The organism is Nonomuraea sp. NPDC049725 (assembly GCF_040674795.1).
Taxonomy (GTDB): domain Bacteria; phylum Actinomycetota; class Actinomycetes; order Streptosporangiales; family Streptosporangiaceae; genus Nonomuraea; species Nonomuraea ceibae.
Genome location: NZ_JBFANJ010000010.1, coordinates 377,316 through 403,816, shown reverse-complemented (window position 1 = coordinate 403,816; position 26,501 = coordinate 377,316). Strand labels below are relative to the sequence as shown.

Sequence of the window (26,501 nt, the reverse complement as noted above, 5' to 3'; positions counted from 1 at the left end):
AGCCGCCTACAGAGGGGCAGCTGACTCGCCTGGCGCTTCGGAACGAGGCGATCATGCAGTCACCTCATCCGTTGAAGACGACGCTACAGCTGATCCTGAAGCGCCACGGCTACACGAGCGGGCGGGTTGGCGAATGGTGGGACTTCATCCAGACGGTCCGTAACGAGCTGCGGTGAACGCAGCCGGTGCAGGTGGCCGACGGCGCGGATGGACCGCTCGGTTGCCATGTCGGTGATACATCCACACGTATCGGTCCGGCCGCGACCACTTGAACCACGGGTCGTGCTGATGCTTGGAGGCATCGGAGCTGTCGAGCTCATGCGTCGTGGGGCGCTGGGCGGACAAGCGGCTGGCTGACCTGCATCTCGTGTTCGCGATCCGGTACAGCCCTTGTTCCATCGCATTTCTGGTGACTGGCCGGCTGTGTCGATCGCCAATCCGGCGTTGCCGTGCCGACTCCGATGCCTGTTGACGGGGACGGTATACGGGGAGCGGCTGCTCGCGGTGGGAGCTGACCTGGTCTCGTTGGTGCGGGTGTCCCTGGACGCCTCCCCGATCCGGTCGACCGGTTTCGCCGTGGGTCGCTACTCGATCCGGTGCGTCGGAGTACTCGTACGGGTGGGGAGCCGGATATATCGACAATGCGTTTGGCCGCAACCGCCCGTGCGTGCGGGGACGCTGCGGTGCCTGGAGCTCATGGCGAATGCCGACACTACACCTCAGCGCTAGACATTACTGTCCATGCCTGGAAAGGGTTCCTGTCGATCTGACAAAAACTTATGGTGTGCTCATGCCCAACGACCCATGGCAGCCGCCGCGCATCCTGCTCGCGGTCGATCTGGTGATCCTGACCTTGCGTGATGCGCGCTTGCACGTCCTGCTTGTGAAACGTGGCATCGACCCGTTCCTTGGAGCCCTCGCCCTACCGGGTGGCTTCCTGCGCGACGAGCACGAGGACCTCGGGGCGGCGGCGCGGCGAGAACTGCTGGAAGAGGCGGGCCTGTCTGACGTGCACCTGGAGCCGTTGGCCGTGTACGGCGAGCCGGGCCGCGACCCGCGCGGTCGCGTCGTGTCCGTCGCCTACCTGGCCATCGCACCCAGGCTTCCGGAACCGGTCGCTGGCACCGATGCCGCCGACGCCTCCTGGACCCCGGTGGACGACGCCCTGGCCTCAGGCGCGCAGCTGGCGTTCGACCATCGCCGCATCGTCATCGACGGAGTCGAGCGCGCGCGTGTCAAGCTGGAGCACACCGCCCTGGCCACTGCTTTCTGCGCCGAGTCCTTCACCATCTCGGAGCTCCAGCAGGTGTACGAGGCGGTCTGGGGTGTCCGCCTCGATCCCCGGAACTTCTACCGCAAGGTACAGGGCGCCCGCGGCTTCATCGTCGCCGACGGCCCGATGCGCAAGACCCCGAACGGACGGCCCGCCCGGCTCTTCAGAGCGGGCCCGGTCCATATCCTCAACCCCCCGATGACTCGGCCTTAGGAGGTCGGTGGTCATGATCGTGATCCTCACCGCGCTGGATCTGGAGTATCAGGCCGTCCGCAGGCACCTGAGCGACCCGCGCGTGCACCGTCACACCGCCGGTACCCGCTTCGAGGTCGGCCGCCTCGCCGGCGACGGGCGCCGGGTAGCTCTGGGCCTGGTCGGCAAGGGCAACCATCCGTCCGCGGTGATCACCGAACGGGCGATCGCCGAGTTCTCGCCGTCGGCGCTGTTGTTTGTGGGGGTTGCCGGGGCGCTGTGGCCCGGTGTCGGCCTGGGCGACGTGGTGGTGGCCACGCACGTCTACGCCTACCACGGCGGCACCAGCGAGGACGATGGTCTAAAAGCTCGTCCGAGGGCCTGGGAGATTGATCACGAGACCGACCAGATCGCCCGCCACCTCTACCGCACCGGGGCCTGGGCCCGTCACCTGCCTGCGGGAACGCCTGTCCCCGAAGTGCGTTTCGGCCCGATCGCGGCCGGTGAGGTGGTCCAGGACTCCGCGATCTCCGCTCACGCTCAATGGGTGCGCCACACCTACAACGACGCGCTCGCTATCGAGATGGAGGCCGCCGGCGTGGCGCAGGCCGCCCACCACAACAGATCGCTGCCCATGGCCGTGGTGCGCGGCATCAGCGACCGCGCGGACGGCACCAAGATCGAGACCGACGGTCTGAACTGGCAGCCGAAGGCGGTGGCCAACGCCGCCGCCTTCGCCGTGGCCCTCGCCCAGGAACTGGCCGTGGAGCACGACAACCGTCCCCCGAGCAAGGCGAGAGAGGCGAGCAACATGTCCGACAGCGTGAAGAACGTCGCCCGAGACAACGCCCGGGTGGGCGTGCAGTCGGGGCGCATCCACGGCAACGTCACTGTCGGACATCCTCCTCAGAGCCAGGCGGTTGACCCGATCACCCGGCTCGCCGAGCTGCGTGACCAGCTTGCCAGGGCGCGCAAGGCCCAGGAGGTGGATGAGGACACCTTCACCGCGGCGGAGGAGGAGATCGTCGTCGCCGCCGAGTCGCTGGCGGAGAGCACCGAAACGGGCAGAAGCAGGGCGATGATCGCGCTCAAAAGACTCCGCGGGCTCCTGGCGGATGTGGCGGAGCTGGCCGCGCACGTGTCGGCCGTGATCGCGGCCATCCGGAGCGTCCTGTGAACGATTCCTCCTCTGGTACCACCAACGTTGCCCAAGACTCGGCGAACGTCGCCGTCCAGGCGGAGGCCATCCACGGGCCGGTCAACGTCTACCAGGTCGCGGCTGCCCGTTCGGCCGAGGAGATCTTCCAGGCGGGGCTGAACTGCCTTCGCGCGGGAATGGCTCCGGAGGCGCGCGAGAACCTCCGCGAGGCCGTTGTCGTGCGCAACTACGTCAACGGCCGCTCCTGCTTCTACCTGCTGCTGGCTCTGCTCAGCGGACGGACCCTGCAGCAGCTGCCGCCGAACGAGATCGACATGTTGCGATGCGTACGCGGTACCGTCAAGGACGACGACGCCTGGGCCGACGCGATCAAGCTGGTCGACCATCTCCTGACGTCCCGGCCGCAGGAGAGCCGGGTCGTCGGCCTGGAGCAGGAGTTCCAGAAGCTGACCGACGAGCAGCGTAACGACCTCCTCCAGCACATGGAGATGTTCCTGGACAGCTCCGCCGAGGACGCCCTCTGGGCGAGCGCCTTTGAGGCGGCCAAACACGACCGCTACGCGCTGAACCGGCTGGGCCGGGCGTGGAAGTTCTTCCAACCTGAGCCCATCGGCGCACGGGTACGGCCGGCGGACCCCGTCCTCGTCGGACCCGGCGCCTGGACGGGAGCCATGGCGACTACCGCGCTGGCCCTGGTGACCGTCGGCTTCCTCGGCGCCACGGCCTGGCAGCACAACGAGACGGTGGCGCTGTTTGCCCTACTGACTCTCACGGCCAGCTGCTACGTGAGCGTGCGCAGCGGTGTGGAGTGGAGGTGGATGAAGGAGCGACGTCAGGCGAAAGATCGCGAGTATCAGCACAAGCCGACCGCCACCACGCGCGGCGACGGCTTCGCGAGCAAAATCGACCGACAGTTCAGCCACTATTTCGCGCGGTACACCCCAGGCGACGCGGACCCGGTTCTCTGGCTGTCGGAGACGGTGGGGATCCGGCGTGCCCTGCGCGACGAGGTGGTCACTCTCTACCGGGAGAGCACGGTCAACGCCAAGCGTGTCGCCTGGCTCACCAGATATCTGGTCGCCGACGTCGCGCGGCGCTGGGAGGAGGGGAAACTGTGGGACTACCGCAAAAGGTTGCGCGTCTCCGTGCTCCTGAGAATGAGATGCGTGCTCACCTCGATCGCGGCGATCGTGGCAGGCGGCTTCCTGGTCTGGAGCGCAGCGCATGTCGTACCGCTGTTCGTGTCGCTGGCCGCGATCGTCGCTCTGGCCTCGGTCTGGTCGACGGCCCGCCTCTGGCTGCGCATCGCCGCGGAGTACAGGCGCCACTCGGCCGACAAGAGAGAGAAGGAGCGGCTGCTGGCCGGCCGCCGGGCGGCTTTTGACCGGTGGAAGCGCAAACTCGACGACAGACCGGACGACCTCGAAATGGCCCGATGGCTCGAGTGCGACCGCAAGGTGCTGATGGAGCAGGCGATGGGTCTCTACCGATTGAAACGGCAGGACGTCCTAGCTCACGCGTTCATCGAGGCGCCCGCCACGCCCTTCTACGACCGGGCACGCATCGAAAACGGGCCATGGCGATATTCGAAATACAAGATCCTGCTCTTCCTGCTCACCAAGGACGGCGTGCGGCAATTGACCCAGCACCTCGACTTTCGTGAGGCCACCGCCCGCAGCCGGGCGCGCATCAATTACCGCTACGACGCGTTCACCTCCGTCCAGGTGGCCGAGACCGACAACGGAGAGAACGTCTTCGAGCTGACCCTGACCAACGGCGACCCGATCAAGGTCAAGGTGACGGATCCGCCTACGGATGTCACCGAGACCGAGGACAGGGATCCGCAGAACGCCTCACAGCTGACTCTCGGCACGGCCGGTCTCGGTAACGCCCTGCACGTTCTGGAGGGGGTCGCCGCGGAAGGCAAGGAGTGGATCGCCTTCGAACGTCAACGCGAAAAGGTTCCCCAAGCGGAGGTGAGCCGGGCCGTGAACGCTATGTTCGCCTGACGCACCGTGGCTGATAGCCAATGCCGCTGCTTGGAAAACGGATAAGGATCCACCTGTAGCACATGATCGACCAGCGGTTTGAACGGGTCCAGCCTGGGCGGCAGCGCCTTACGCCACTCGGGCTGGACCGGAGCCACCGCTTCCTCCAAGGCGCGTAGACCTGACCGGTATGCGGATGCTAGAGCAGGGGGTGCTCGGCGGTGCCCTCGCAGTCCACACCCGCAGTCCACACCCGTAGGACGGGGCCGGCGACGTAAACGAGGCGTACGGGCGAGCCGCCGTGCGCAGTGGACCAATTACCTTCATGCCTCAACGGCGCTCAGTCGGTCCCGGTTCCCTCGGGGAGATGCGTCCGGCCATACCCACCACGTGGTGAGGCTGCCGCTCGAACGTTCGGACACCGCCCTGTCGTTGACAAGAAGGCGGCTGTGTTGCAACTCAGCCGGATTCCGAGCTACGTGCCCTGTGAAGGATGTCCTCTCGCATGGCTCGGTTGAGTGCGCGCGACTTGCCGGCACCGTCAACGGCTTTCGTGCTGCGTGCTGCAATACGCGCTTCGGTGAGTCGGATGTGCTCTATGCCTGCTTCTAGTACCTTTTTGCCGCAGATGAGGAACATGGCGTCTAGGGCTTGCCTCCAGAGACCTTCGGCAGTGGCCAGATCGGCTGATCGGACGTTGTCGCGATCGCCTTCTAGGACGCGCATCAGCGCATTCCAGGCTGACCAGTACTGCGCGTATGTCTCGCGCCGCTCCTGGCGGACCTGCCTTGAGTGTTCCCAGTCGAAGTTTCGCTCGGAAGTTTCGGCTTGCCAACGATGATTGAGGGCGGCCGTGATCAGAGCGATTACGCCGCTGATGAGGACACCACCTAGGGCTCCTCCTAGTGCAAACCAAGCGCCCGCCACTGCATTGCCTCCGATCGTTGTCCTTGACAGACACGATGCACCCAGAGTTGCCTTCGTGTATTCGGAATGATCGAAAGGTCATGACGATGTTGGCGGTGATCTGAGATCTCGCATGTGGTGACGCCACAGAGAGCCCGCTACGGGAGCGTTATGGCTCCGTGGCTGGCGTGTTCTATCAGTCGTGGGGTCTCCTTGTGGCCGCACCGGGGCCGTCAAGATCATCCCCTGTATGTCCCCTGGCCGAAGTCCTCTGGCTGCACAGGGATGCCTTCGGCGACCTACGGGAGGCTGGCAAGCAAACGACCTGCGGCTGAGAAACCGCAGGTCGGAGGCTAAATTGCCTGGTGGAGATGAGTGCCCCCGGCAGGATTCGAACCTGCGGCACCCGCTTTAGGAGAGCGGTGCTCTATCCCCTGAGCTACGGAGGCGGACGAAGTAAGCCTAGCGAAAGTCTGCCACTGCGTGTGCCCTCAGCCCCCACCAACTTCGCCGAGGCCCTGCGCCCAGGGTGTGCCGTGCCATGGGTGCGCAGGCGGGCGGTAAACACATGGCAACCGGTCAGCGGCCGTGGTGTCGCCCGCGGTTACGGTCGGCGCGTGGACAGTAGGCGACGTAGGCAGGCGCGTAGGCGGCCCGTGGTGTTGTTCGCGGCGTTGCTGGCGCCTGCGATCTTCGCCGGCGGGTTGCTGGCGGGGGAGATGTCTCAGTACCAGCACGAGGGCAAGAGGGGCCGGGAGCGGGAGTTCAAGGTGTTCGCTCCGGTGCTGGTGCCTCCGCCTGCGCATCCGGCGCGGCAGTACGTGGCGGCGATGCCAGCGCCTGTCACAGAGGTGGAGACGGAGGCTGGGGTGGAGGTGGTGGACGTACCCGGGGAGCCGGCGGTGCAGACGGTGGGGGTTACGAGGGACACTCCGGCGCCGCCCGTCCAGGAGGTGGCGCCGGAGCCTTCGGACCGGGCTCCGGCAGCAACGTCCGATTCGCAGTCCGATTGTCCGGGGGAGTGGGTGGACACGTGGCTGTGGGAGCTCTGCAGGGAGCATGAGCGGCAGCCGGCGGTGAGCCTCACGGGCGATTTGGCGTCGGGGTTGTGACGGGATCAGGGATCAGGGCGTATGGGAGCGCACAGGGTGACGTGGTGGCGCTTCAGGTGACATGGGGGCGTCACGACTGAGGCCGACCCCTTGAAGCCGGTGCAAGGCGGTATCGGTGCTCCATCGTCTTGGAGCAGTGAACGGGTCGGCATGGCAGCGGAGCCCCGGGTCAGGCTGACGATAGAGGGCCGCCGTGCGACGTATCGGATGATCGACGGCACCCCCACGAGCCCCCACGGCATCCCCGAAGCCACACCCCAACCCCCACCTCCCAAGCCAGGAGCAGTACAAAAGCGTCGTTTGCCTCATAACGGCTCTTCGGAGTTCGGTCCGGGCACTCGGGGGGCTGTAGTAACGTGCGTGCCGGACGCGGGTAACGAGTTTGCAAACGGAGGAGTCGAACGTGCCAGCCCCTCGATCAGCAGGTCTGATCGCGGTCGTCGTGGCGATGACTTCCCTGCTGGGCGCTCCTGCCGAAGCCCGGCAGGCCCAGGACACCCGCCAGGCCCTAGGGACCCAGACCCTAGGGGCCCAGGCCCTGGGGACCCGTTCCGACCCCGCCAACCTCACCGAGCTGCGCAAGGAAGCCGAGCGGGCGGCGCAGGAGCTCGAGGAAGCCAACAAGGCGCTGATCAAGCGGCGTACCGAGTTCGAGGCGGCCGAGAAGGAGCTGGAGGGCAAGCTGCAGGCCCTCGCGAAGGCCGAGCGGCACCTGGCCCAGATCCGGCAGCCGGTGTCGCAGATGGCCGAGCTGCTCTACATCCAGCCGCTGGCCAGTGACACGGTCGTGCCGTTCCTGGCGGGGGACGCCGATGCCGACACCCTGCGGACCATGGCCAGCATCAACCACATCGTCATGGTGCGGCAGCAGGCGGTCGACCGGAGCACCGCGCTGATCCAGCAGACGGAGAGGCTGGCCGCCGAGGCGCAGGAGCTGCGCGCGGGGAACCTGCTGGCCGAGGCGCAGATGGCCGCCGAGGTGGATCTGCTCAGGAAGCGCTCGGACAAGGTGGTCAAGTCGCTCACCGCGGCCCTGGTGAAGATGGGCATCAAGATCGACAAGGTGGGCCGGGCGGCGCTGGGGTGCAACCCGCTGCGGGCGGCGACGGCGGGGGAGTATCCGAACGGGCTGATCCCCAAGAGCATGCTCTGCCCGCTCCAGCAGAAGGGGTTCAGCCTGCGGGCCGACGCGACGATCGCGTTCGTCAGCCTGAACGAGGCGTTCAAGCGGCAGTTCGGCAAGCAGATGTGCGTGACCGACGCCTATCGGAGCCTGGCCGAGCAGCAGTCGGTCTATTACCGGCGGCCGGGGTTCGCGGCGGTGCCGGGGCGCAGCAATCACGGGCTCGGGCTGGCTGTAGACCTCTGCGGGGGTGTGGAGCGGTTCCGGTCCCCGGAGTTCAACTGGCTGGAGAAGAACGGCAAGCGGTACGGGTGGTTCCACCCGGACTGGGCCTACAGCAGCCCGTTCGAGCCGTGGCACTGGGAGTACGACCCGAAGATGGACACCCTGCCCTAGGGCGCCGGGGTGAGCTCGGCGGTGCAGTGGGCGCAGCGGGTGGCGGCCTTGGGGATCTCCGAGAGGCATTCGGGGCAGGCCCGGTGGGTGATCTCCTCGCGGGCCTCGGCGCGGTCCTTGAAGTGGGTGTAGGGCTTGACGATCAGGAAGTAGATCACGGTGGCCATCACCAGGAACGACACCAGGGCGTTGATGAAGTTGCCGTACATGAAGTTGGACTGGCCGATGGTGATCTTCAGGGACGAGAAGTCGGGCAGGCCGCCGAACGCCGAGATCAGCGGCGTCAGCAGGTCGGCCACGAACGACTGGACGACGGCGTTGAAGGCCGCGCCGATGACCACGGCGATGGCGAGGTCGATGACGTTCCCGCGCATCAGGAACTTCTTGAATCCACTCATGCCAACAGAGAGTAATGGATCGATCACTCCGCGATGGTGATCGACAGGTGCCCTCCTGCCTGGGCGCCGGCCAGGTCGGCGGCCTGGGACCGCGTGGTGGCCAGGACGACCAGGGCGCCGTGGTCGCTGGGGGCGTCGGGGATGGTGAGGACCGTCACGTCGTCGGCGACGAGCGCGGCGGGGGCGCCGTCGCGGGCGGCCAGCACGCCGATCGTGGAGCCGGGGGAGATCAGGCGCACGACGTCGGGGTCGGAGATGCGTACGGGCGTGGCGACGGCGCCGGGAGGCAGGCGGAGGGAGTGGAGCAGGCGGACGTCCGTCAGCGGCTCGCCGCGGCGCATCGCGCCGGCCAGGACCCGGCCCACCGCGCCCGAGCGCAGGGCGCCGTCGGGCGGGTGGGGGAGCGGGACGGCGCGCAGGTCGCCGGGGCGCAGCACGCCGGGGGCGAGGTCGCGGGCGGCGACCAGCACCGTGGGGCCCGGAGCGGGCCGCAGGGCGACGAAGGCGGCCAGGACGCCCGCCGCGGCCAGGGCGGCCGCGACGAGGCGGCGGCGGCGCTCGCAGCGCCGCAGCCACAGGCGGATCACGGCAGCTCGAAGGGGAGCTTGATGCCGTCGAGGGCCGCGCCGCAGGGGCAGGAGCGCTCCTCGGGCAGGGACCGGACGGCGTCGGCGACCAGCGAGCGCATGCGGGTGACGTTGCGCGCGAAGAACTCCAGGACCTCGTCGTGCGTGACGCCCTGGCCCGCCTCCACGCCGGCGTCGTGGTCGGTCACCAGGGACAGGGACGTGTAACACAGGGCCAGCTCGCGGGCCAGGACGGCCTCGGGGAAGCCGGTCATGCCGACGATGGCCCAGCCGTTGCGCTGGAACCACTGCGACTCGGCCCGGGTGGAGAAGCGCGGGCCCTCGATGACGACCAGGGTGCCGCCGTCGAGCGCCTCCCACTCGCCGGCCCGCGCCGCGGCGACGGCGACCGCGCGGCCGGCGGGGCAGTAGGGGTCGGCGAAGGAGACGTGCACGGCGCCGCCGGTGTCGTAATAGGTCTGGACGCGGCCGGAGGTGCGGTCGACCAGCTGGTCGGGCACGACGATCGCGCCGGGGCCCAGCTCGGCCCGGAGCGAGCCGACGGCGCTGGGGGCGAGCACCTGGCGCACGCCGAGCGAGTGCAGCGCCCACAGGTTGGCCCGGTAGGGGATGCGGTGGGGAGGGAAGCGGTGGTCGCGGCCGTGCCGGGGATGAACGCGACCGGGCGCGAGCCGATGCGGCCCACGGTGACGGTGTCGCTGGGCGGGCCGTAGGGGGTCGTGACCTCGACCTCCTCCGCGTCGTCGAGCAGGGAGTAGAAGCCGGAACCGCCGATGACGCCGATGTCTGCGCGAGTGACCATGGCGCCGACATTAGCGGCGCGCCGGGTGGCCGCCGAGACCCCGAACCCCGTTCTGTGGATAACCGGCAGCGGAACGTGTTCGAATCCTCACGATGAGTATGATCGCAGGCATGCGGCAACGTGGCCTGGGGCTCATCATCGTCGCGCTCATGCTCGGCATGCTGCTGGCAGCGCTCGATCAGACGATCGTGTCCACGGCGCTGCCGACGATCGTGAGCGACCTCGGCGGGCTGGAGCACCTGGCGTGGGTGGTGACGGGCTACATGCTGGCCGCCACCGTGTCGACGCCGCTGTGGGGCAAGCTGGGCGACCAGTACGGGCGCAAGAGGCTGTTCCTGGCCGCGATCGTGATCTTCCTGGCGGGGTCGGCGCTGTGTGGGCTGAGCCAGAGCATGGGGCAGCTCATCGCGTTCCGGGCGATCCAGGGGCTCGGCGGCGGCGGGCTGATGGTGCTGGCCCAGGCCATCGTCGGTGACGTGGTGTCGGCCCGCGACCGGGGGAAGTACCAGGGGTTCTTCGGGGCGGTGTTCGCGGTGTCGAGCATCGTGGGGCCGCTGCTCGGCGGGCTGTTCGTCGACCATCTGTCGTGGCACTGGGTGTTCTACGTCAACCTGCCGCTCGGCGCGGTCGCGTTGCTGGTGATCGTGGCGGCGCTGCCCGGCGACGCGAGCCGCACCCGCCACACGATCGACTACGCGGGCGTGGCGCTGCTCGGCGGGGCGACCACCTGCCTGGTGCTGATCACGACGTGGGGCGGCAACACCTACGCGTGGACCGAGCCGGTGATCATCGGCCTGGCGGTCGCGGCGGTCGTGCTGGTGGCCGGCTGGATCCGGGCGGAGCGGCGGGCCAGGGAGCCGGTGCTGCCGCTCGGGCTGTTCCGCAACAGGGCGTTCGCGATGTCGTCGGTGGTCGGGTTCGTGGTCGGGTTCGGGATGTTCGGCGCGCTCACGTACCTGCCGCTCTACCTGCAGATCGTGCACGGGGTGACGCCGACGCTGTCGGGGGTGTTCCTGCTGCCGATGATGGCGGGGACGCTGACGCTCTCCATCGTGAGCGGATTCGTCATCTCGAAGACCGGCAAATACCGATATTTCCCGATCGCCGGCACCGCGATCGCCAGCGCCGGCATGTTCCTGCTGTCCACGCTCACCGAGCACAGCGGCACCGCCGTCATGGCCGCCTACCTGCTGATCCTCGGCATCGGGCTGGGCATGACCATGCAGGTCCTGGTGATCGTCGTGCAGAACGCCGTCGACTTCAAGGATCTCGGCGTGGCCACCTCCGGGGCGACCTTCTTCCGTTCGATCGGCGGCTCGTTCGGGGTGGCGACGCTGGGCTCGGTCTTCGCGGCCACGCTGAGCACCGACGTGGCCCAGGTGCTGCGCACGACCACGCTGCCGCCCGGCTTCGACCCGGCGCAGATCCAGCGCGACCCGACCGCGATCCAGCGGCTGCCGTCCGACCTTGCCGCCGACTTCCTGCACGTCTACGCCGACGCGATCGCCGCCGTGTTCCGGGTGGCGGCGCCGATCATGCTGGTGGCGTTCGTGCTGACCTGGTTCATCCCGGAGCACCGGCTCAGGCAGACCACCCGGGCCTCCGACATCGGCGAGGGGCTCGGCGCCACGTCGGCAGAGCGGTCGTCGCTGGCCGAGGTCGAGCGGGGCCTCGTCCGGCTGGCGGACGCCGACCTGCGCAAGGGCTACTACGCGCGGATGGGCGACCTGGCCGGGCTGGAGGGCATGCGGCCCGAAGGCGTGTGGATCATCGCCAGGCTGGGCGGCGAGGGCTGGGTCAAGGCCGTCGACCTGGCCGAGCGCGCCCAGGTCAGCAGGGCGCGCGGCAGACCGTACGTGGACCGGCTCGTCGCCGACGGCTACGTGGAGCGGTCGGCGGACGAGGAGTGGCTGCGGCTCACCGAGCGCGGGCAGGCGGCGGCGCTGCGGCTGCTGCGCAGCTCGCGCGAGGCCCTGGGCCGGCTGGTGGCCGACTGGGGGCCGCACCCGCAACTGGAGGAGCTCCTCGACCGGATCGCCCCGGAGCTGCTGGGCGCCGCGGGCGACAGGCCCCGCTAGCTCGTCAGTTGGACGCGGCGGCCGGAGTGGGCTTCGACTCGGCGGGCTTCGACGACGACTCGGCCGACTTGGACTCCGCGGGCTTCGAGGAAGCCGTGGCCGGAGCGGACGTCGATGACGAGCGGTTGTCGGTCTTGTAGAAGCCGGAGCCCTTGAACACGATGCCCACGGCGGAGAACACCTTGCGCAGGTTGCCCTGGCACGCCGGGCACACGGTCAGCGCATCGTCGGTGAACTTCTGAACGACTTCGAGCTGCTCACCGCAGTCGTTGCAGGCGTACTGGTAGGTCGGCACGCGCTCCTCCTTCAGGGGTTTGGCACTCGAGCGATGCGACTGCTAATGGTAACCGATACGGTCAAACGACTATTCCACTCCCCGCTCCCCGTACCATCCGGCCAGCTTGCCGCGGCGGCTGACGGCGCGCATGCGGGTCTCGGCCTGGTCGCGGCAGGCGGCGGTGGTGACGAGCAGGATCTGGTCGTCGACGCGGACGCGGGTGTTGGCGGCCGGCACGAACGACCTGCCCTCGCGGACGATGAGCGTCACCTGGGCGCCGGCCGGGAGCCGCAGCTCGAAGATCTCCACGCCGTGCAGCTTGGAGCCGGGCGGGACCTTGATCTGGAGCAGGTCGGCGTTGAGCTCCTCCAGCGGCGCCGACTCCACCTCCAGGTCGTGCGCCTCGCCGGGGGCGGCCACCTTGAGCAGCCGGGCCGCGAACGGCAGCGTCGGCCCCTGGAGCAGCGTGAACACGATGACGATCACGAACACCTGGTTGAAGATGTCCTTGGAGCCGGGGACGTCGGCCGCCCACGGGATCGTCGCGAGCACGATGGGGATCGCGCCGCGCAGCCCGGCCCACGACAGGAACGCCTGCTCGCGCCAGGTGATCGTGGCCAGCCGGCCCACGCGGGCGACGGCCGCGCTGACCATCACCGACAGCGGCCTGGCCACCAGCGCGAGCACGGTGCCGGCGATGAGGCCGGGTACGATCGCCGACGGCATCTCCTTGGGGCTGGCCAGCATGCCGAGCATGACGAACAGCCCGATCTGCGCCAGCCAGGCCGCCGCCTCCGCGAAGCCCCTGGTCGCCGCCCGGTGGGGGAGCCGCGAGTTGCCGAGGATGAGCGCGGTCACGTACACCGCGAGGAATCCCGAGCCGTGCAGCATGACCGCGCCGCCGTAGGAGGCGAGGGAGAGCGCCAGGACGGCGATCGGGTAGAGGCCGGACACCGGCAGGGCGATGCGGCGCAGCGCGTAGGCGCCGGCGGGGCCGACGGCGAGGCCGACGCCGCCGCCGATGAGCAGCTCCAGCGTCGTCTCCAGCAGGAACGAGCCCATGCTGGGGGTCGGCTGGGCGGCGCTGCTCAGCAGCACGACGGCGATCACGGTGGGGGCGTCGTTGAAGCCGGACTCGGCCTCCAGGGTGCCGGACAGCTTCGAGGGCAGCGGCAGCCTGCGCAGCACGGAGAACACGGCGGCGGCGTCGGTGGGTGCGAGCACCGCGCCGAGGATCAGCGCGGTGGTCAGGCCGACGCCGAGCAGCGCCTGCACGGCCGCCGCGACGACGACGATGCTGACCGCGACGCCGATCGTGGCCAGGATGAGCGCCATCGGCACCGCGCGGCGTACGTGGTTCCAGTTGGTGGTCAGGCCGCCCTCGGCCAGGATCACCGCGAGCGCGATCAGGCCGATGCGCTGGGCGACCTCCGGGTCGCTGAACGGGATGCCGAACCCCGCGTCGCCCAGCAGCAGGCCGAAGCCGAGGAAGAGGAGCAGGCTGGGCAGGCCGCTGCGGTGGGCGACCCGTACGGACACGACTGCGGCGATGACGATGGCAGCGCCGAGAAGGAGCCAGACATCAAGCGTCATCCAGTCCCCTCTATGCGTGCGTAGTCACTTTAGACTAGTCAGTCCCTCCGGGGTGATCGCAAAGCGGACCCGGCGATCGTGCGGTTCGGCGGGCACGTCCTCGCGCAGCTCGCCGTCGTGGAGCAGGGCGACCGTCGGCACGTTCGGCCCGACCCTGCTCAGGGCCCGGTCGTACGATCCTCCGCCGCGCCCGAGACGTACCCCGGTGTGCCGGTCGACGGCCAGCGCGGGGACGATCACCAGCGCGGCCGTGCGGATCGCGCCGGTGCCGCGCCGCGTGTCGACCGGCTCCATCAGCCCGAACCGGCCCGGCGCCAGCGTGTCGGGCCCGTCGTACACCGCCCAGTCGAGGTCGTCGTCCTCGCGCAGGACCGGCAGCATCACGGTCGCGCCGTGCTTCCACAGCGCGAACACCAGCCCGTGCGTCTCCGGCTCGGTTCCGATCGACCAGTAGCAGGCGACGAGCCCGGCCATCTGGACCCACGGCTGGTCAAGGAGGGTTTCGCGGATCTTGATGGAGTTGGCGCGCAATTGGCCGGGAGTGAGGGAGGCACGCGCCGAAATCAGCTCACGGCGCAGGTTGAGCTTGTCCACAGGGTCCTCCACTAGGGTCTACTCATGGCTGACTTCGACCCTGTGACGAAAGCCGTCGTGCCCGCCGCGGGTCTGGGCACCCGGTTCCTTCCGGCGACCAAGGCGACACCCAAGGAGATGTTGCCCATCGTCGACAAGCCCGCCATCCAGTATGTCGTCGAGGAGGCGGCCTCCGCCGGGCTCCTCGACGTGCTGATGGTCACGGGCAAGAACAAACGGTCGATCGAGGATCATTTCGACCGCGCGTTCGAGCTGGAGGAGGTGCTCGAAGCCAAGGGCGACGAGCACCGGTTGTCCCAGGTCCGTGAGCCGGCCTCGCTGGCGACCCTGCACTACGTGCGGCAGGGTGAGCCGAAGGGGCTCGGGCACGCGGTGCTCTGCGCCAAGCAGCACGTCGGTGACCATCCGTTCGCGTGCCTGCTCGGTGACGACCTGATCGACCGGCGTGACGCGCTGTTGCAGCGCATGATCCAGGTGCGCGACACGTTCGGCGGCAGCGTCATCGCGCTGATGGAGGTGCCCAAGGAGCAGGTGTCCCTCTACGGCGTGGCGACGATCGAGGCGACCGACGAGGACGACGTCGTCCGCGTGACCGACCTGGTGGAGAAGCCGCCGGTCGACGAGGCGCCGTCCAACTGGGCGATCATCGGGCGTTATGTCATCGACCCCGCCGTGTTCGAGGTGCTGGAGAACACGCCGCCCGGGCGCGGCAACGAGATCCAGCTCACCGACGCGCTGCGCACGCTGGCCGGGCGCGACTCCAGCGAGGGCGGGCCGGTCCACGGCGTGCTGTTCCGGGGCCGCCGCTACGACACCGGTGACAAGCTCGACTATCTGCGCACCGTGGTGAAGTTCGCCGCGGACCGGCCCGACCTGGCTCCCGAGTTCCTGCCGTGGTTGCGAGAGTTCCTCGATGAAGTCGGTTGATCAGCACCTCGCTGACATCCTGTCCACCGTGCGGCCGCTCGCGCCGCTCGAGGTGGAGCTGGAGAGCGCGCTCGGCACGACACTGGCGGAGGAGATCGTCTCGCCGGTGCCGCTGCCGCCGTTCAACAACTCCGCCATGGACGGCTATGCCGTACGCGCCGTCGACGTCCAGGACGTGCCCGTCACGCTCCCGGTGATCGACGACGTGGCCGCCGGGGCCGGTGAGATGCTCGCCATCGGCCCCGGGCACGCCGCGCGGATCATGACCGGCGGGCCCATGCCCGCCGGTGCCGACGCGGTGGTGCCCGTGGAGTGGACCGACGGCGGCAAGGTCGCCGTCCGCGTCGACCGCGCCGCCGCCGTCGGCAACGCGATCCGGCTGGCCGGCGAGGACGTGCGGGCCGGCGACACGGTGCTCCGGCCGGGCACCGTGATCGGTCCCGCCCAGCTCGGCATCATCGCGGGCGTCGGCCGCCGCCGGGTTCTCGTACGCCCCCGGCCCCGCGTCGTCGTGCTGGCCACCGGGGCCGAGCTGGTCGAGCCGGGGCTGGCGCTCGGCCACGGGCAGATCTGGGACTCCAACAGCTTCACGCTCACCGCCGCCGTGCGCGAGGCGGGCGGCGACGGCTTCCGCGCGCCGACCGTGGGCGACGACCCGGCCGCGTTCCTGGAGCAGCTCGACGCCCAGCTCGTCCGCGCCGACGCCGTGATCACCAGCGGCGGGGTGTCGATGGGCGCGTACGAGCCGGTCAAGGAGGCGCTGGGGCCGCTGGGCACCGTGCGGTTCGAGAAGGTCGCCATGCAGCCCGGCATGCCGCAGGGGTTCGGCGTGGTGGGCGACGACCAGGTGCCGGTGTTCGCGCTGCCCGGCAATCCGGTCTCGTCGTTCGTCTCCTTCATGCTCTTCGTACGGCCCGCGCTGCGGCGGATGCGTGGGCTGGAGGCCGGGTTCCCGGAGACGACGGCCGTCCGGCTCGGCGCCGACGTGCGCTCGCCGGAGGGCAAGAGGTCGTTCCTGCGCGGGCGGCTGGCCGGCGACGTCGTCGAGCCGGTGCGCGGGCAGGGCTCCCACCAGCTCGCGGCGCTGGCCTCGGCCGACGCGCTGATCGTGGTGCCCGAGGAGGTCACGGCGCTGACCGCCGGAGAGGAAGTACGGGTGATCCGGCTTTGAGCGAGTTCACGCATCTGGACGAGACCGGCGCGGCGCGGATGGTGGACGTCTCCGCCAAGGACGTCAGCGTCCGCACCGCCACGGCGACCGGGCGGGTGCTGCTGTCCGGCGAGGTCGTGGAGCTGCTGCGGTCCGGCGAGGTGCCCAAGGGCGACGCGCTGGGCGTGGCCCGCATCGCCGGGATCATGGGCGCGAAGCGGACGCCCGACCTGGTGCCGCTCTGCCATCCGATCGCGCTGCACGGGGTGAAGGTCAGCCTCGACGTGGAGGACTGGGGCGTGGCGATCACCTGCCGGGTGAAGACGGCCGACCGCACCGGCGTCGAGATGGAGGCGCTGACCGCCGTCACCGTGGCGGGGCTGGCGCTGGTGGACATGGTGAAGGCCGTCGATCCGGCCGCCGTGATCAGTGACGTGCGGGTGGAGGAGAAGACCGGGGGCAAGACCGGGATCTGGAGGCGGGGATGATCCGGACACTGGTGGTGACGGTCTCGAACCGCGCCTTCACCGGCGTTTACGCCGATAAATCAGGACCTGTCCTGGTTTCCCTGCTCCAGGACGCCGGGTGCGCCGTCGACGGCCCCACCGTGGTGCCCGACGGCGACGCCGTCGAGACCGCCCTGCGCGAAGGCGTCGCCTCCGGCTACGACGTGATCGTGACCACCGGCGGCACCGGCCTCACCCCGACCGACCTGACGCCCGAGATGACCGCCCGGGTGATCACCCGCGAGATCCCCGGCATCGCCGAGACCATCCGCCAGGCCAACCGCGACCAGGTCCCCACCGCCGTCCTGTCCCGCGGCCTCGCCGGGCAGGCCGGCAACACGCTGATCGTCAACCTGCCCGGCTCGACCGGCGGCGTACGCGACGGGGTGGCCGTCCTCGCGCCCATCCTGCGCCACGCCGTCGACCAGATCCGCGGCGGCGACCACCCCGGTTCCTGACCCGTGGCGGCAGCGCGCCGGTTGGGGGGATGATGGTGTGGTGGATCGACTACGCGGCTGGCCTGCGGCGCTGAGCGAAGGTCCGGTCGGCCTCCGGCCGCTCCGGCTGGCGGACGTGCGCGTATGGCGCGACACCCGGGTGCGCAACGCCGACTGGCTCCGCCCCTGGGAACCCAGCAACCCGGAGACCCCGCTGTTCAAGACCGGGCTCAGCCCGTACGTCTCCATGGTCGGCACCCTGCGCCGCGAAGCCCGCCAGGGGCTCGCCCTGCCGTGGGTCGTCACGTACGGCGGCCGGTTCGCCGGCCAGCTCACCATCGGCGCCATCGTCTGGGGCTCGGCCCGCTCCGCCCAGGTCGGCTACTGGATCGACGGCGCGCTCGCCGGCCGCGGCATCACCCCGACCGCCCTCGCCCTGGCCGTCGACCACTGCTTCTTCACCACCGGATTGCATCGGCTCGAAGCAAACATCCGCCCCGAGAACCAGGCAAGCCGTAGGGTGGTTGAGAAGCTCGGCTTCAGGGAAGAAGGCATACGGCGTCGCCAACTCCACATCGACGGAGCCTGGCGCGACCACATCTGCTACGCGCTGACCGTCGAGGACGTCCCCGGCGGCCTGCTGGTGCAGTGGCGTCGCGCGCGTGAGTCAGCGGCTCACGGTGGTTCTCCGGTTGAAGAGGTTTGACGATCTCGCGACACACCGCACCGAATGCTCGTCAATCAGTGACACGCGGTCTTACGGTGCGTGACGTGAGCACTTTGAAGACGCCGATGACCCACAGGCGTCTTCATGCTGCCCGGAGGTGGCCGTGAGCGGTGCCCTCCTCTACCTTGCCATCGTCATCATGTGGCTGTGCGTCCTGGTCCCCATGTGGCTGCGCCGGGACAAGACGAACCTCGCCGAACTGGCCGAACTCGAGGAACACTACACCGGCGAACACCAGCTCCCCGACCTGACCCGCTCGCCCCAGGACTCGGGCACGGGCCTGGAGGACGACGCGCCGCCGGCCGACTACGTCGACCCCCGCCAGTTCCGCGCCCGCCGCCGCGCGATCATCGTAGCGCGGCGCAGACGGTTGCTGTTCTTCACGCTGCTGCTGGTGGCGGCCTCCATCGCGACGGCCGCCTTCCAGCTCATCCCGTGGTGGGCCGTGGCCCCCTCGGGCGTGATCATGATCGGCTACCTGGCGTTCCTGCGGATGGCCGTACAGGTCGACCGCGAACGCCGCCAGCGCGCCGCCCGCGCCCGCGAACGCGCCCGCCGCATCCGCGAACGCCGCGCCGCCGAGCTCGCCGCCCAGCAGGCGGAGGCGGAGATCATCGAGTTCGAGGCCCGGCAGGCGGACGTCCTCTTCGACCAGTACGCCGAACCGCCGCGGCGCGCGGTGGGCGACTGACGGGGTGCGCGACCGAAAGGGTGGCGCGAGGACCCTCTGGAGTTTGCTAATCTGGTCGAGTCCTTGGGGATGTAGCGCAGTCCGGTAGCGCACTTCGTTCGCATCGAAGGGGTCAGGGGTTCGAATCCCCTCATCTCCACCCAGGTCAAAGGCCGCTTCCGAGTGATCGGGAGCGGCCTTCTGCGTTACTGAGCGATCAACTGAGTGACTATCCGGTTGAAGGCCAAGATGATCAATCAGCCTGAGCACCTCTTACGCGGCCTGGTGCAGGTCACTCAGGGCCAAGACAGTCGCCTTTCGCGGGACAGCGAGCCCACGGAGTACCGATGGGTCTTCACCCGCGAGGACGACGCGCTACAGGTGCGCATCCTGTCCTTCTACGACCGGATGAGGCCTGAACCGGACGAAGCGGGAAGGGAGCTGTTCGCGGTTCGGAGCGAGGTCCGTCCGCTCGTCGATGCGGTGGCGCGATCGGTCAGGCTGCTGCTCTCACGGATGGGAGAAGCAGCGTATGCCCGGCAATGGGGTGGCGAGGCGTTCCCACTGCACGAGCAGTGCACCTTGGAATCCTGGATCAGAAATCACTGACCCCGGTCGAAGATACGATCCATTGCCTCGGCGCCCTCCAGGAGCACCGGACGGAGCTGCTTGAGGTAGACCGTTTCGGTGACGCTGGTGTTGTGGTGGCCGACCAGGCGTGAGATGGCCTCGATGGGCATGCCGGAGTCGGAGAGCAATGAGACGAAGCTGTGCCGCATCTCGCGGGGTGTCCAGTTCTTCGGGTCGAGGCCGGCCCTTTTGAGGACGGTCCGGAACGAGCGGCGTGGGCCAGCGAGGGCCGTGCTGATCGGGGTTCCGACTTCGACATGCAGACCGCACACGACGCGGGAACACGCAGCATCGCCCATGCCGCTGAGCCCGACAAAGCCGAACGCCTCACACAGGCCAGGGCTGACGCGGTGACCAGCAGCATGGCCGAACTGGCAGCGCACCAGCAGTAACGACGCCGAACCGGCAGCCAGTCAAGATCGACCGTGACTCATATCTTCCCTACGTCATCAAGCCGCCGTCCGATGGGCGGCGGGCGGCCGGGCGGTCCGGGCGGGCGTGCGGCCTCTCCGGGCCGGTCCCGCCCGGCCACCCCACCGCACCAACGGACGCAGGCAGAAGCGCATACAGGGCGTTCACCGGCATCACGGAGGATGCCCTGGCGATCAAACGGCTTCTCCCGAAATAGCCGGACTTTATTGCAATAAGCAGTTCTGGCGGCCTTGGCGCTCCTACGATTGCATACGTGGCCACCTCGGATGTGATCGCGATAGTTGCCGCCATCATCGCGGTAGCTTCCTTGTTGTATGCGCGTCGATCCGCAATCGCTGCAGTGCATTCGGCCAAGGCTGCTGCCGACTCTGCCTATGCAGCTGCTCGAAGTGCGGACGCCGATGAGCTTGCGGCCGTTCAGCAGGCGCGAGCCGAAGCCGACTCCGGACGTGTAAGGGTTTACGTGAGTTTGGAGAGCCCCCAGGGGTGGAGGCTCACCCACCTCGGAAAGGTGATCTGCGACCAGTACGTATTTGAGTTCGTCAGTCAGGAGGATTTCGAGGGGAACTGGCTCGAAGCTCCTGTCCGAGGCATCCTCGTTAATGAGGACACGCGGACCGTCGTCGTGGACGACCCATGGTCATGTGTAGGCGGATCGACTCCGCTATGGCCCGAGCCTCTTCCTGAGCCCATCAGTGATCACCGTGGTGTGCGAGTACCGCCTGGCGGGGCCGTCGTTCTCGAGACGACCATCGGTGCGTGGACCGAACGTTGGCGAGAGCTGTGGGCGCAGAACAACTTGGAAGAGCTTTGGTCCCGCGGCCCGGCGACCTTCCTGCGCGTGTGGGCTGCCCAAGAAGGCGATGGAACCGACTACGCGGCGGAAGACCGCCACAGTCCGCCTAGTGGATGGGAGATCCGGATAGGCGTATATGACTGGGCGTTGCAGCCGAGGCCCAAGGACGACCCGGAAGCGCTCACTTGGTGTGTGCGTGGCAAGCCATCATTCATCGTTACTCGCTCTCCCTATCGGCGATCTCCTCAGAGCATCCACGAGCTCATGTGATCGGCCATCGGGAGATTGGAAGCTTCTGAGACCAGCTCGGCTCGGTCCGTGGCTGTGCAGTCGTCTGGTCGCCGTGCTGCTGAGTTACCAACTGCGTGAAAATCCAGGCATACAAGTGCGGACGCCTGCAGATCTCACCAGACTGCTTACGCAGCTCAGCCTGCTAAGGAGCTTGATGAGGGTCGCGATCAAATGGTTTTGCATCGAAAGGGCGAGGTTGTGCGATCGCTGCCGCAGCTCGGCTTCGTCGATCTTGGCCGCCGGTCTGGGTGGGTGCTGTCCGCTGGGACTTGCTCCTACCGCGCGTCACCGACGGTGAGCAATGTGGGTTTTGGGCTTATGTGGCTCTGACCGCCAGAAATTCCAGAGTTCGCGAGTACCGCAGGGCAACCTGATTGCCCTGCGAACCCCTAGCTCAGCAACAGTGTTCGCCGTTTGGCACCGCACAGGCATTGGTGTGCTCCGGCAGTTGCCTACCGTGGCCGAGGGGCTGTGGTGGTCGAGCCCCACTCCCACAGCGCCTGCAGGACCGGTGCGAGGGCGCGGCCGCGTTCGGTGAGGGCGTAGCCCACTCTTGGCGGCCAGCCCGGCTTGCGGTGGCGATTGAGGGCGCCGGCCTCGACCAGTTGGGTCAGCCGGTCGGTGAGGACCTTGTCGGAGAGTGTGGGGAGGGCCTGTGCGAGCTGGCTGAAGCTGCGCGGACCGTGCAGCAGTTCGAGGATGACCAGGGCGGTCCACCGTCCGCGCAACGTGGCGAGGGTGATCTCTACCGGGCACGACGGGTCGGGCTCGACCACCGGGCCCGGGCAGCTGTGCAGGAACTCGGTCGCTGTGTAGCTGACCGTTTGGTGAGCCACGTAGGGCCTCCTTAGTGTTGCCGTCACATCCCAGCATGCAGGGCCGGGAGCCGGTCCTGGACATCGGTGCGGCATGTCCGGTGCAACCGGCCAGGCGACCGTTCAAGCGGAGGAGCGACGTGGTGCAATCCATGGAGAAGATGGCGATCGCGGAGTTGGTGACTCGGCTCTTTCATGCGCTGGACGCGCATGATTGGGAAACGATCGGCGCACTGGCAACGGATTTCGTTGATCTTGATTACCCGTCGAAACAGGGTGGTCCGGAACGGGTGTCTGCAGGCGATTTCGTATCGGGCCTGCAGAGTTTCCTTCCTGGCTTCGATGCTACGCAACACCTGCTGGGTCCGATCGTGGTCGACCTGGGTGAGGAACCCGAGGCGACGGCGCGCTTTGACGCCCGTGTCACGCACTTGATCACCGAGGCCGCCGATGCCCCTATCTGGGTGATCGGCTGCCACTACACGCTCGGCCTCGAACGGCGAGACGGTGAGTGGAAACTGTGCTCCTCCCGTGTCCGGGTGCTGTACGAGGAGGGCAACCGCGACCTGGAAGCCGCAGCGCGTCAACGGGCGCAGCCATCGTCCCAATAGTTGCTCGCCCCTGAGGAAGTCGCCGGGGTAAGTGCTTCCGAGCTCGGCAATTACAGCGCTGTGAGGCCTGGCGGGTTGAGAATGACGTTGCTGTCATTTCCGTCGGAGGTGGTGGCCGGTGCTGCGGTCTCGGGACAACCACCGCTACGCTGCGAGGACGGAAGCTGCGTAGCGACACCACTGTGGTCGAGGCCGCTATCGATCGTCCCACCTACGCCGGTCTGCTGGAGCAGCGGCGGCCCCAGGGGTTCGCCAACGAACCGCCCACAGGCGTTTGCCATTCCTCATCCTCATCGAACTCATCGACCAGGCCGAGGCCTTCCAGAGGTGGCAGGAGCCGATCCGGTTCGGTGCCCCAGCGCGGCTCATCGGGCAACATCGGGCCGAGGCCGGTGATCACTTTTCCCTCGACGGCGTAGATGAACCTGGCGTGCTGATCGACGTTAGCCGCCGACAGCGGGCGAACCGCGTCGCGCATGATCCCCATACAGCCTGCAGGGCCAACCTTGATGTGGCCCTCTGCCTGCAGCGATGCGTACGTGGGTGTTTTGGGCGGAACTTCGTCGGTGATGATCGCATCAAACCAGGCGTGTTGATCGAAGGAGACCCTCAGCGGCTCGGTCGTTACTGGCTGGCCGGGCGGCTCGGCGCCGGCGGCCAGGGAGTGGTGTATGAGGCATACGCCGAGGACGGCCGCCGGGTGGCGATCAAGGTGCTTCACGGCGATCAGGTGGCCCAGCTCGGCCGGGAGGCGGCGGCCGCCCAGCGGGTGGCCTCGTTCTGCACCGCGCCGATCATCGAGGCCAAGCTGGAGGGCCCGCGTCCCTACATCGTCAGCGAGTACGTGGAGGGCCCGAGCCTGCGTACGGCGGGCAGGATCTTCGCGGGTGACGACCTGCACCGCCTGGCCACCGCCATCGCGACGGCGCTGACCGCCATCCACGACGCCGGGGTGATCCACCGCGACCTGAAGCCCGACAACGTGCTGCTGGGCCCGGACGGCCCCCGCGTGATCGACTTCGGCATCGCCAGGACCGCCGAGATGTCGCTCACCGCGACCGGCGTGGTGAGCGGCACGCCCACCTACATGGCCCCTGAGGTGTTCATCGGCCAGCGAGCGGACGCCTCGGCGGACGTGTTCGCCTGGGGAGCCGTCATCGTCTTCGCCGCCACCGGCCGTGATCCGTTCCACGCCGAGAACCTGGGAAGCGTCATGCACCAGGTGCTGTCGGCCACCCCCGACCTGTCCGCGCTGCCCGGCACGCTGCGCCGGTTGGTCTCCTCCGCGCTGGCCAAGGAGCCGGCCCAGCGGCCGACCGCCCGCGAGCTGCTGCTGGCGCTGGTCAGCGGCGACGGCGACCTCGACACCGCCCGCCTGCTCGCCCAGGGCGGCCACCGGGCCGCCGGGATCGGCGCGCAGGGGCACGATCCCGCACTCGGCACGCTGGCCGAGCAGGCGTACGCGATGCTCGATCCGGCCGAGCGCGAGCTGGTCCCCGAGGTGTTACTGCGGCTGGTGACGGTGGACGAGGCGGGCGAGCTGTCGACCCGGCACGCCGAGCTGGCCGAGCTCATCGAGGGGCGGGCGTCGCACGAGGTGGCCGCCGTGCGCAGGATCCTCGCCGTGTTCGGCTACTTCCTGGCCAGGCAGGACGGCGGCGTACGGCTGGCCAGGCCGGCCCTGCCCCAGGCCTGGCCGCGGTACCGCCGGTGGATCGAGACCAACCGCGACGGCCTGGCCGTACACCGGCAGATCCTCACCGCGGCGCGACGATGGAAGGCGGCGGGACGCCGGGACGGCGACCTGTTCCAAGGCAGCAGCCTGGACAGCGCGTTGGAGTGGGCAGCCACCGCCCGCCGCGACATCACCCTGTCGCCCACCGAACGTGACTTCCTGTCCGCGGCGGCCACCCTGACCAGGCACAGGGCCAGGCGGGCCCGGCTGACCTCGCTGAGCCTGGGCGGGCTGCTGGTGATCGCGCTGGTGGCCGGCGGGCTGGCCGTACAGCAGGGCGCGGTGGCCGACGGCCGGGCTGAGCAGATAGCCGGGCAGCTGACCAGGTCGGAGGCGGCCAGGCTCGCGGGGGTGGCGACCACGACCCGCGGGAGCGACCCTCACCAGGCGATGCTGGCGAGCCTGGCGGCCTGGCGGCTGGACCGCACGCCGGCCACCAGGGCGGCCCTGGTGGCCTCGCTGGCGCAGCGCGAGACGGCGATGTTCCGCGACCCGTCGACCGCGGGCGACACGGTACGCGCGCTCGGCGCCGACGGCCGGACGCTGATCAGCGCCGATTCCACCGCGACGCGCGTGTGGGACGTGCGCAACGGCCGGCTCCTGCGGACACACGCCGCCCGGCGGGCCGAGCCGATGGACAGCGTGACGCTGAGCCCGTCGGGCAAGGTGCTGGTGACCGTGACGGCCAGGCGCGCATCCGCGGTGGACCTCGCCAGCGGCAGGAAGATCAGCGACCACGTCTTCCCTGGTGCCAAGGATTTCACGAACGAGTGGGTCGACGTGGCGTTCGAGCGGGACGATTCCGTCCTGCTCGAGGAGGCTGACCGGCGTACCCGCTGGGACCTGCGAACCGGCGCCGCCAAGGCGCTCGGGCCCGCCGCCGCGGGCACATTCAGCCGGGACGGGGCCTGGCGGGCCGCACGGCGCGGTCGCCTGCTGGAGCTGACCAACCTGCGGACCGGGGCGAAGGACTTCATCGGCGACAAGGACGGCGCCGGCACCCAGGGCACCTGGAACGGTGGCGCGGCCGTGTTCGGCGCCGGCCTCGTCGCGACGGTGGCATCGCGGTCCATCCAGTTCTGGCGCAGGTCGGACACGCAACTGCTCACCACGGTCCAGGTACGGGGAGGAGTCGACGAGGCGGTTCAGGGGGCCTTCGACGGAAGTACGTTCCGCTATCTGGTGGGTGACCAGGTTTTCTCGGTGGACGTGGGCGACCTGACCACCGAGGACGACGATCGCCTGGTGAGCGCGGCGGCGCTGAGCGGCGACGGGCGGCTCGTGGTCCGCGACGGCGAGCTGTCGGCCGTCGGCGGGAGGAAGGTCGGCGCGCTGCCGGAGGCGGAGTACGCGGTGTTCAGCCCGGACGCCCGTTTCGTCGCCATGTTCGGGCCCGGGGTGCGGATCGTGGACACCGCCTCGGCCGCCGTCCAGGGCACGCTGCGTACGTCCGCCGCGCAGGTGGCCTTCTCTCCCGACGGCGCCAGGCTGGTTGTGGTCACCGAGAAGGGCGGGGTCGAGCTGTGGGACCGGCAGACCGGGCGGCGCATGTGGTCGGCCGAGGCGGGCGCGGCGAAGTACGCGGCCTTCTCCGCCAACGGGCGGACGCTGGTGGTGGCGGGCGACCGCGTTCACCTGCTGGAGACGGCCGCAGGCAAGGCGCTGGGGCCGGCGTTCGGCGGCGGCGGCAGGAACGCCGAGGGGGTGCGCGCGTACTTCACCCGCTCCGGCAAGGCGGTCGTGGTGCTCGACGCGCGGCGACGGATGACGGTCTGGGACGTGGCCACGCGCCGCAGGCTCGCCACCGCGCGCGGGTTCGGCGACCCCGCCGCCTACTCGCCGCGCGAGGACCTGCTCGCCAGCCTTCAGGTGGGGGGAAGGGTGCGGCTGGTCGACGTGATGTCGGGCACGGACCTGGGCGCGCTGCTCGACCAGGGCGGCGGGCAGGACCCGGAGATCGGGGCGCCGCTCGACGTGGCGTTCACCGGCGACGGGTCGGCGGTGCTGACCGTGAACGGCAACGGCGCGGTCAGGCGGCACGCCGTGGGCGGGGAGGCGTTGGCTGCGGCGGTGTGCGCGAAGGCGGGCGGGCTGAGCGCGGCCCAGTGGCGGGTGATCGTACCCACGCTGCCGTACAGAAAGGCGTGTCCCTAGCCGGCGACCCCGACGAAGCCGTGCGCGATGCTCGCCTTGGACGTCGGGGGTCGTACCTGGTCAGGGTGATCGGAGGAACGTCAGCGCATCGGCTGCGAAACGCGGGTCGGTGAACGTCGCGCCGTGGCTTCGGATCAGCGGC

The 26,501-nt window shown here is 69.1% G+C and carries 25 protein-coding genes and 2 tRNA genes; 17 read left to right on the top strand and 10 right to left on the bottom strand.

Annotated features, from left to right (window positions below):
• The first annotated feature begins 790 nt into the window (after positions 1-790).
• From AB0J53_RS27270 to AB0J53_RS27260, 3 genes are read left to right on the top strand one after another with little or no spacing between them, the layout of a single operon-like run.
• Positions 791-1,486: an NUDIX hydrolase gene (locus AB0J53_RS27270; RefSeq protein ID WP_364177273.1), complete on the top strand. Its 696-nt coding sequence runs from the start codon at positions 791-793 to the stop codon at positions 1,484-1,486.
• 13 nt (positions 1,487-1,499) lie between these two features.
• Positions 1,500-2,642 carry a 5'-methylthioadenosine/S-adenosylhomocysteine nucleosidase gene (locus tag AB0J53_RS27265; RefSeq protein ID WP_364177270.1) on the top strand — a complete coding sequence of 381 codons (1,143 nt, stop codon included), beginning with the start codon at positions 1,500-1,502 and terminating at the stop codon, positions 2,640-2,642.
• Positions 2,639-4,633 carry a hypothetical protein gene (locus tag AB0J53_RS27260; RefSeq protein WP_364177267.1) on the top strand — a complete coding sequence of 665 codons (1,995 nt, stop codon included), beginning with the start codon at positions 2,639-2,641 and terminating at the stop codon, positions 4,631-4,633. The genes AB0J53_RS27265 and AB0J53_RS27260 overlap by 4 nt, the downstream gene beginning before the upstream one ends.
• Before the next feature lie 1,261 nt (positions 4,634-5,894).
• Here the strand turns inward: AB0J53_RS27260 and AB0J53_RS27255 are convergent.
• Positions 5,895-5,967 (bottom strand) — tRNA-Arg (locus tag AB0J53_RS27255).
• Between the two features lie 207 nt (positions 5,968-6,174).
• Between AB0J53_RS27255 and AB0J53_RS27250 the strand changes: the two genes are divergently transcribed.
• Entirely contained in the window at positions 6,175-6,630 is a 456-nt protein-coding gene (locus AB0J53_RS27250) for a hypothetical protein (RefSeq protein ID WP_364177265.1), read from the top strand.
• Positions 6,631-7,033: 403 nt separating this feature from the next.
• Positions 7,034-8,149: a D-alanyl-D-alanine carboxypeptidase family protein gene (locus AB0J53_RS27245; protein ID WP_364177262.1), complete on the top strand. Its 1,116-nt coding sequence runs from the start codon at positions 7,034-7,036 to the stop codon at positions 8,147-8,149.
• Here the strand turns inward: AB0J53_RS27245 and mscL are convergent.
• From mscL to AB0J53_RS27230, 3 genes are read right to left on the bottom strand one after another with little or no spacing between them, the layout of a single operon-like run.
• A complete protein-coding gene (gene mscL / locus AB0J53_RS27240) occupies positions 8,146-8,547 on the bottom strand; it encodes a large conductance mechanosensitive channel protein MscL (protein WP_219500158.1) in 402 nt (133 codons plus the stop codon). The genes AB0J53_RS27245 and mscL overlap by 4 nt on opposite strands.
• Before the next feature lie 23 nt (positions 8,548-8,570).
• Complete coding sequence (locus tag AB0J53_RS27235; protein WP_364177258.1) at positions 8,571-9,134, bottom strand: SAF domain-containing protein; 564 nt, start codon at positions 9,132-9,134, stop codon at positions 8,571-8,573.
• Entirely contained in the window at positions 9,131-9,727 is a 597-nt protein-coding gene (locus tag AB0J53_RS27230) for an S-methyl-5'-thioadenosine phosphorylase (RefSeq protein WP_364177307.1), read from the bottom strand. The genes AB0J53_RS27235 and AB0J53_RS27230 overlap by 4 nt, the downstream gene beginning before the upstream one ends.
• 319 nt (positions 9,728-10,046) lie before the next feature.
• Here AB0J53_RS27230 and AB0J53_RS27225 point away from each other — a divergent pair, with 319 nt between their 5' ends.
• A complete protein-coding gene (locus tag AB0J53_RS27225; protein WP_364177255.1) occupies positions 10,047-12,014 on the top strand; it encodes an MFS transporter in 1,968 nt (655 codons plus the stop codon).
• A 4-nt stretch (positions 12,015-12,018) separates the two neighbouring features.
• Here the strand turns inward: AB0J53_RS27225 and AB0J53_RS27220 are convergent, their stop codons facing one another.
• From AB0J53_RS27220 to AB0J53_RS27210, 3 genes are all read right to left on the bottom strand, one after another.
• Positions 12,019-12,309 carry an FmdB family zinc ribbon protein gene (locus tag AB0J53_RS27220; protein WP_364177252.1) on the bottom strand — a complete coding sequence of 97 codons (291 nt, stop codon included), beginning with the start codon at positions 12,307-12,309 and terminating at the stop codon, positions 12,019-12,021.
• Positions 12,310-12,378: 69 nt separating this feature from the next.
• Entirely contained in the window at positions 12,379-13,884 is a 1,506-nt protein-coding gene (locus tag AB0J53_RS27215) for a potassium/proton antiporter (RefSeq protein ID WP_219500167.1), read from the bottom strand.
• 24 nt (positions 13,885-13,908) lie between these two features.
• A complete protein-coding gene (locus tag AB0J53_RS27210) occupies positions 13,909-14,478 on the bottom strand; it encodes a 5-formyltetrahydrofolate cyclo-ligase (RefSeq protein ID WP_219500169.1) in 570 nt (189 codons plus the stop codon).
• Between the two features lie 24 nt (positions 14,479-14,502).
• Here AB0J53_RS27210 and galU point away from each other — a divergent pair, with 24 nt between their 5' ends.
• The 8 genes from galU to AB0J53_RS27170 all read left to right on the top strand — a co-directional run bounded on the left by galU (position 14,503) and on the right by AB0J53_RS27170 (position 19,504).
• Positions 14,503-15,405 carry a UTP--glucose-1-phosphate uridylyltransferase GalU gene (galU, locus tag AB0J53_RS27205; protein WP_364177247.1) on the top strand — a complete coding sequence of 301 codons (903 nt, stop codon included), beginning with the start codon at positions 14,503-14,505 and terminating at the stop codon, positions 15,403-15,405.
• Positions 15,392-16,576, top strand: a complete 1,185-nt coding sequence (gene glp / locus AB0J53_RS27200; protein ID WP_364177244.1) for a gephyrin-like molybdotransferase Glp — start codon at positions 15,392-15,394, stop codon at positions 16,574-16,576. The genes galU and glp overlap by 14 nt, the downstream gene beginning before the upstream one ends.
• Positions 16,573-17,043, top strand: a complete 471-nt coding sequence (gene moaC, locus AB0J53_RS27195; RefSeq protein WP_219500182.1) for a cyclic pyranopterin monophosphate synthase MoaC — start codon at positions 16,573-16,575, stop codon at positions 17,041-17,043. The genes glp and moaC overlap by 4 nt, the downstream gene beginning before the upstream one ends.
• Complete coding sequence (locus AB0J53_RS27190) at positions 17,040-17,519, top strand: MogA/MoaB family molybdenum cofactor biosynthesis protein (protein WP_364177240.1); 480 nt, start codon at positions 17,040-17,042, stop codon at positions 17,517-17,519. The genes moaC and AB0J53_RS27190 overlap by 4 nt, the downstream gene beginning before the upstream one ends.
• Positions 17,520-17,559: 40 nt before the next feature.
• The gene (locus AB0J53_RS27185; RefSeq protein ID WP_219500184.1) at positions 17,560-18,204 is read left to right on the top strand and encodes a GNAT family protein; all 645 of its coding nucleotides are present in this window, start codon (positions 17,560-17,562) and stop codon (positions 18,202-18,204) included.
• A gap of 124 nt (positions 18,205-18,328) precedes the next feature.
• On the top strand, positions 18,329-18,916 hold the full coding sequence (locus AB0J53_RS27180) for a hypothetical protein (protein ID WP_219500185.1): 588 nt from the start codon (positions 18,329-18,331) through the stop codon (positions 18,914-18,916).
• Between the two features lie 65 nt (positions 18,917-18,981).
• Positions 18,982-19,055, top strand: a tRNA-Ala gene (locus tag AB0J53_RS27175).
• Positions 19,056-19,120: 65 nt separating this feature from the next.
• Positions 19,121-19,504: a hypothetical protein gene (locus AB0J53_RS27170; protein WP_364177237.1), complete on the top strand. Its 384-nt coding sequence runs from the start codon at positions 19,121-19,123 to the stop codon at positions 19,502-19,504.
• Here the strand turns inward: AB0J53_RS27170 and AB0J53_RS27165 are convergent.
• Positions 19,498-19,908: a tyrosine-type recombinase/integrase gene (locus AB0J53_RS27165; protein ID WP_364177234.1), complete on the bottom strand. Its 411-nt coding sequence runs from the start codon at positions 19,906-19,908 to the stop codon at positions 19,498-19,500. The two genes, AB0J53_RS27170 and AB0J53_RS27165, sit on opposite strands and share 7 nt — an antisense overlap.
• Before the next feature lie 302 nt (positions 19,909-20,210).
• On the opposite strand from AB0J53_RS27165, the gene AB0J53_RS27160 reads away from it, so the two are divergent.
• Positions 20,211-21,023 carry a hypothetical protein gene (locus tag AB0J53_RS27160; protein WP_364177231.1) on the top strand — a complete coding sequence of 271 codons (813 nt, stop codon included), beginning with the start codon at positions 20,211-20,213 and terminating at the stop codon, positions 21,021-21,023.
• Between the two features lie 473 nt (positions 21,024-21,496).
• Here the strand turns inward: AB0J53_RS27160 and AB0J53_RS27155 are convergent, their stop codons facing one another.
• The gene (locus AB0J53_RS27155) at positions 21,497-21,880 is read right to left on the bottom strand and encodes a helix-turn-helix domain-containing protein (protein WP_308125601.1); all 384 of its coding nucleotides are present in this window, start codon (positions 21,878-21,880) and stop codon (positions 21,497-21,499) included.
• A gap of 131 nt (positions 21,881-22,011) precedes the next feature.
• Here AB0J53_RS27155 and AB0J53_RS27150 point away from each other — a divergent pair, with 131 nt between their 5' ends.
• Positions 22,012-22,470, top strand: a complete 459-nt coding sequence (locus tag AB0J53_RS27150; RefSeq protein WP_364177227.1) for a nuclear transport factor 2 family protein — start codon at positions 22,012-22,014, stop codon at positions 22,468-22,470.
• Between the two features lie 211 nt (positions 22,471-22,681).
• On the opposite strand, the gene AB0J53_RS27145 is transcribed toward AB0J53_RS27150, so the two are convergent.
• Complete coding sequence (locus tag AB0J53_RS27145; protein WP_364177309.1) at positions 22,682-23,191, bottom strand: hypothetical protein; 510 nt, start codon at positions 23,189-23,191, stop codon at positions 22,682-22,684.
• Here AB0J53_RS27145 and AB0J53_RS27140 point away from each other — a divergent pair.
• Complete coding sequence (locus AB0J53_RS27140) at positions 23,135-26,359, top strand: serine/threonine-protein kinase (protein WP_364177304.1); 3,225 nt, start codon at positions 23,135-23,137, stop codon at positions 26,357-26,359. The genes AB0J53_RS27145 and AB0J53_RS27140 overlap by 57 nt on opposite strands.
• Positions 26,360-26,501 lie beyond the last annotated feature (142 nt).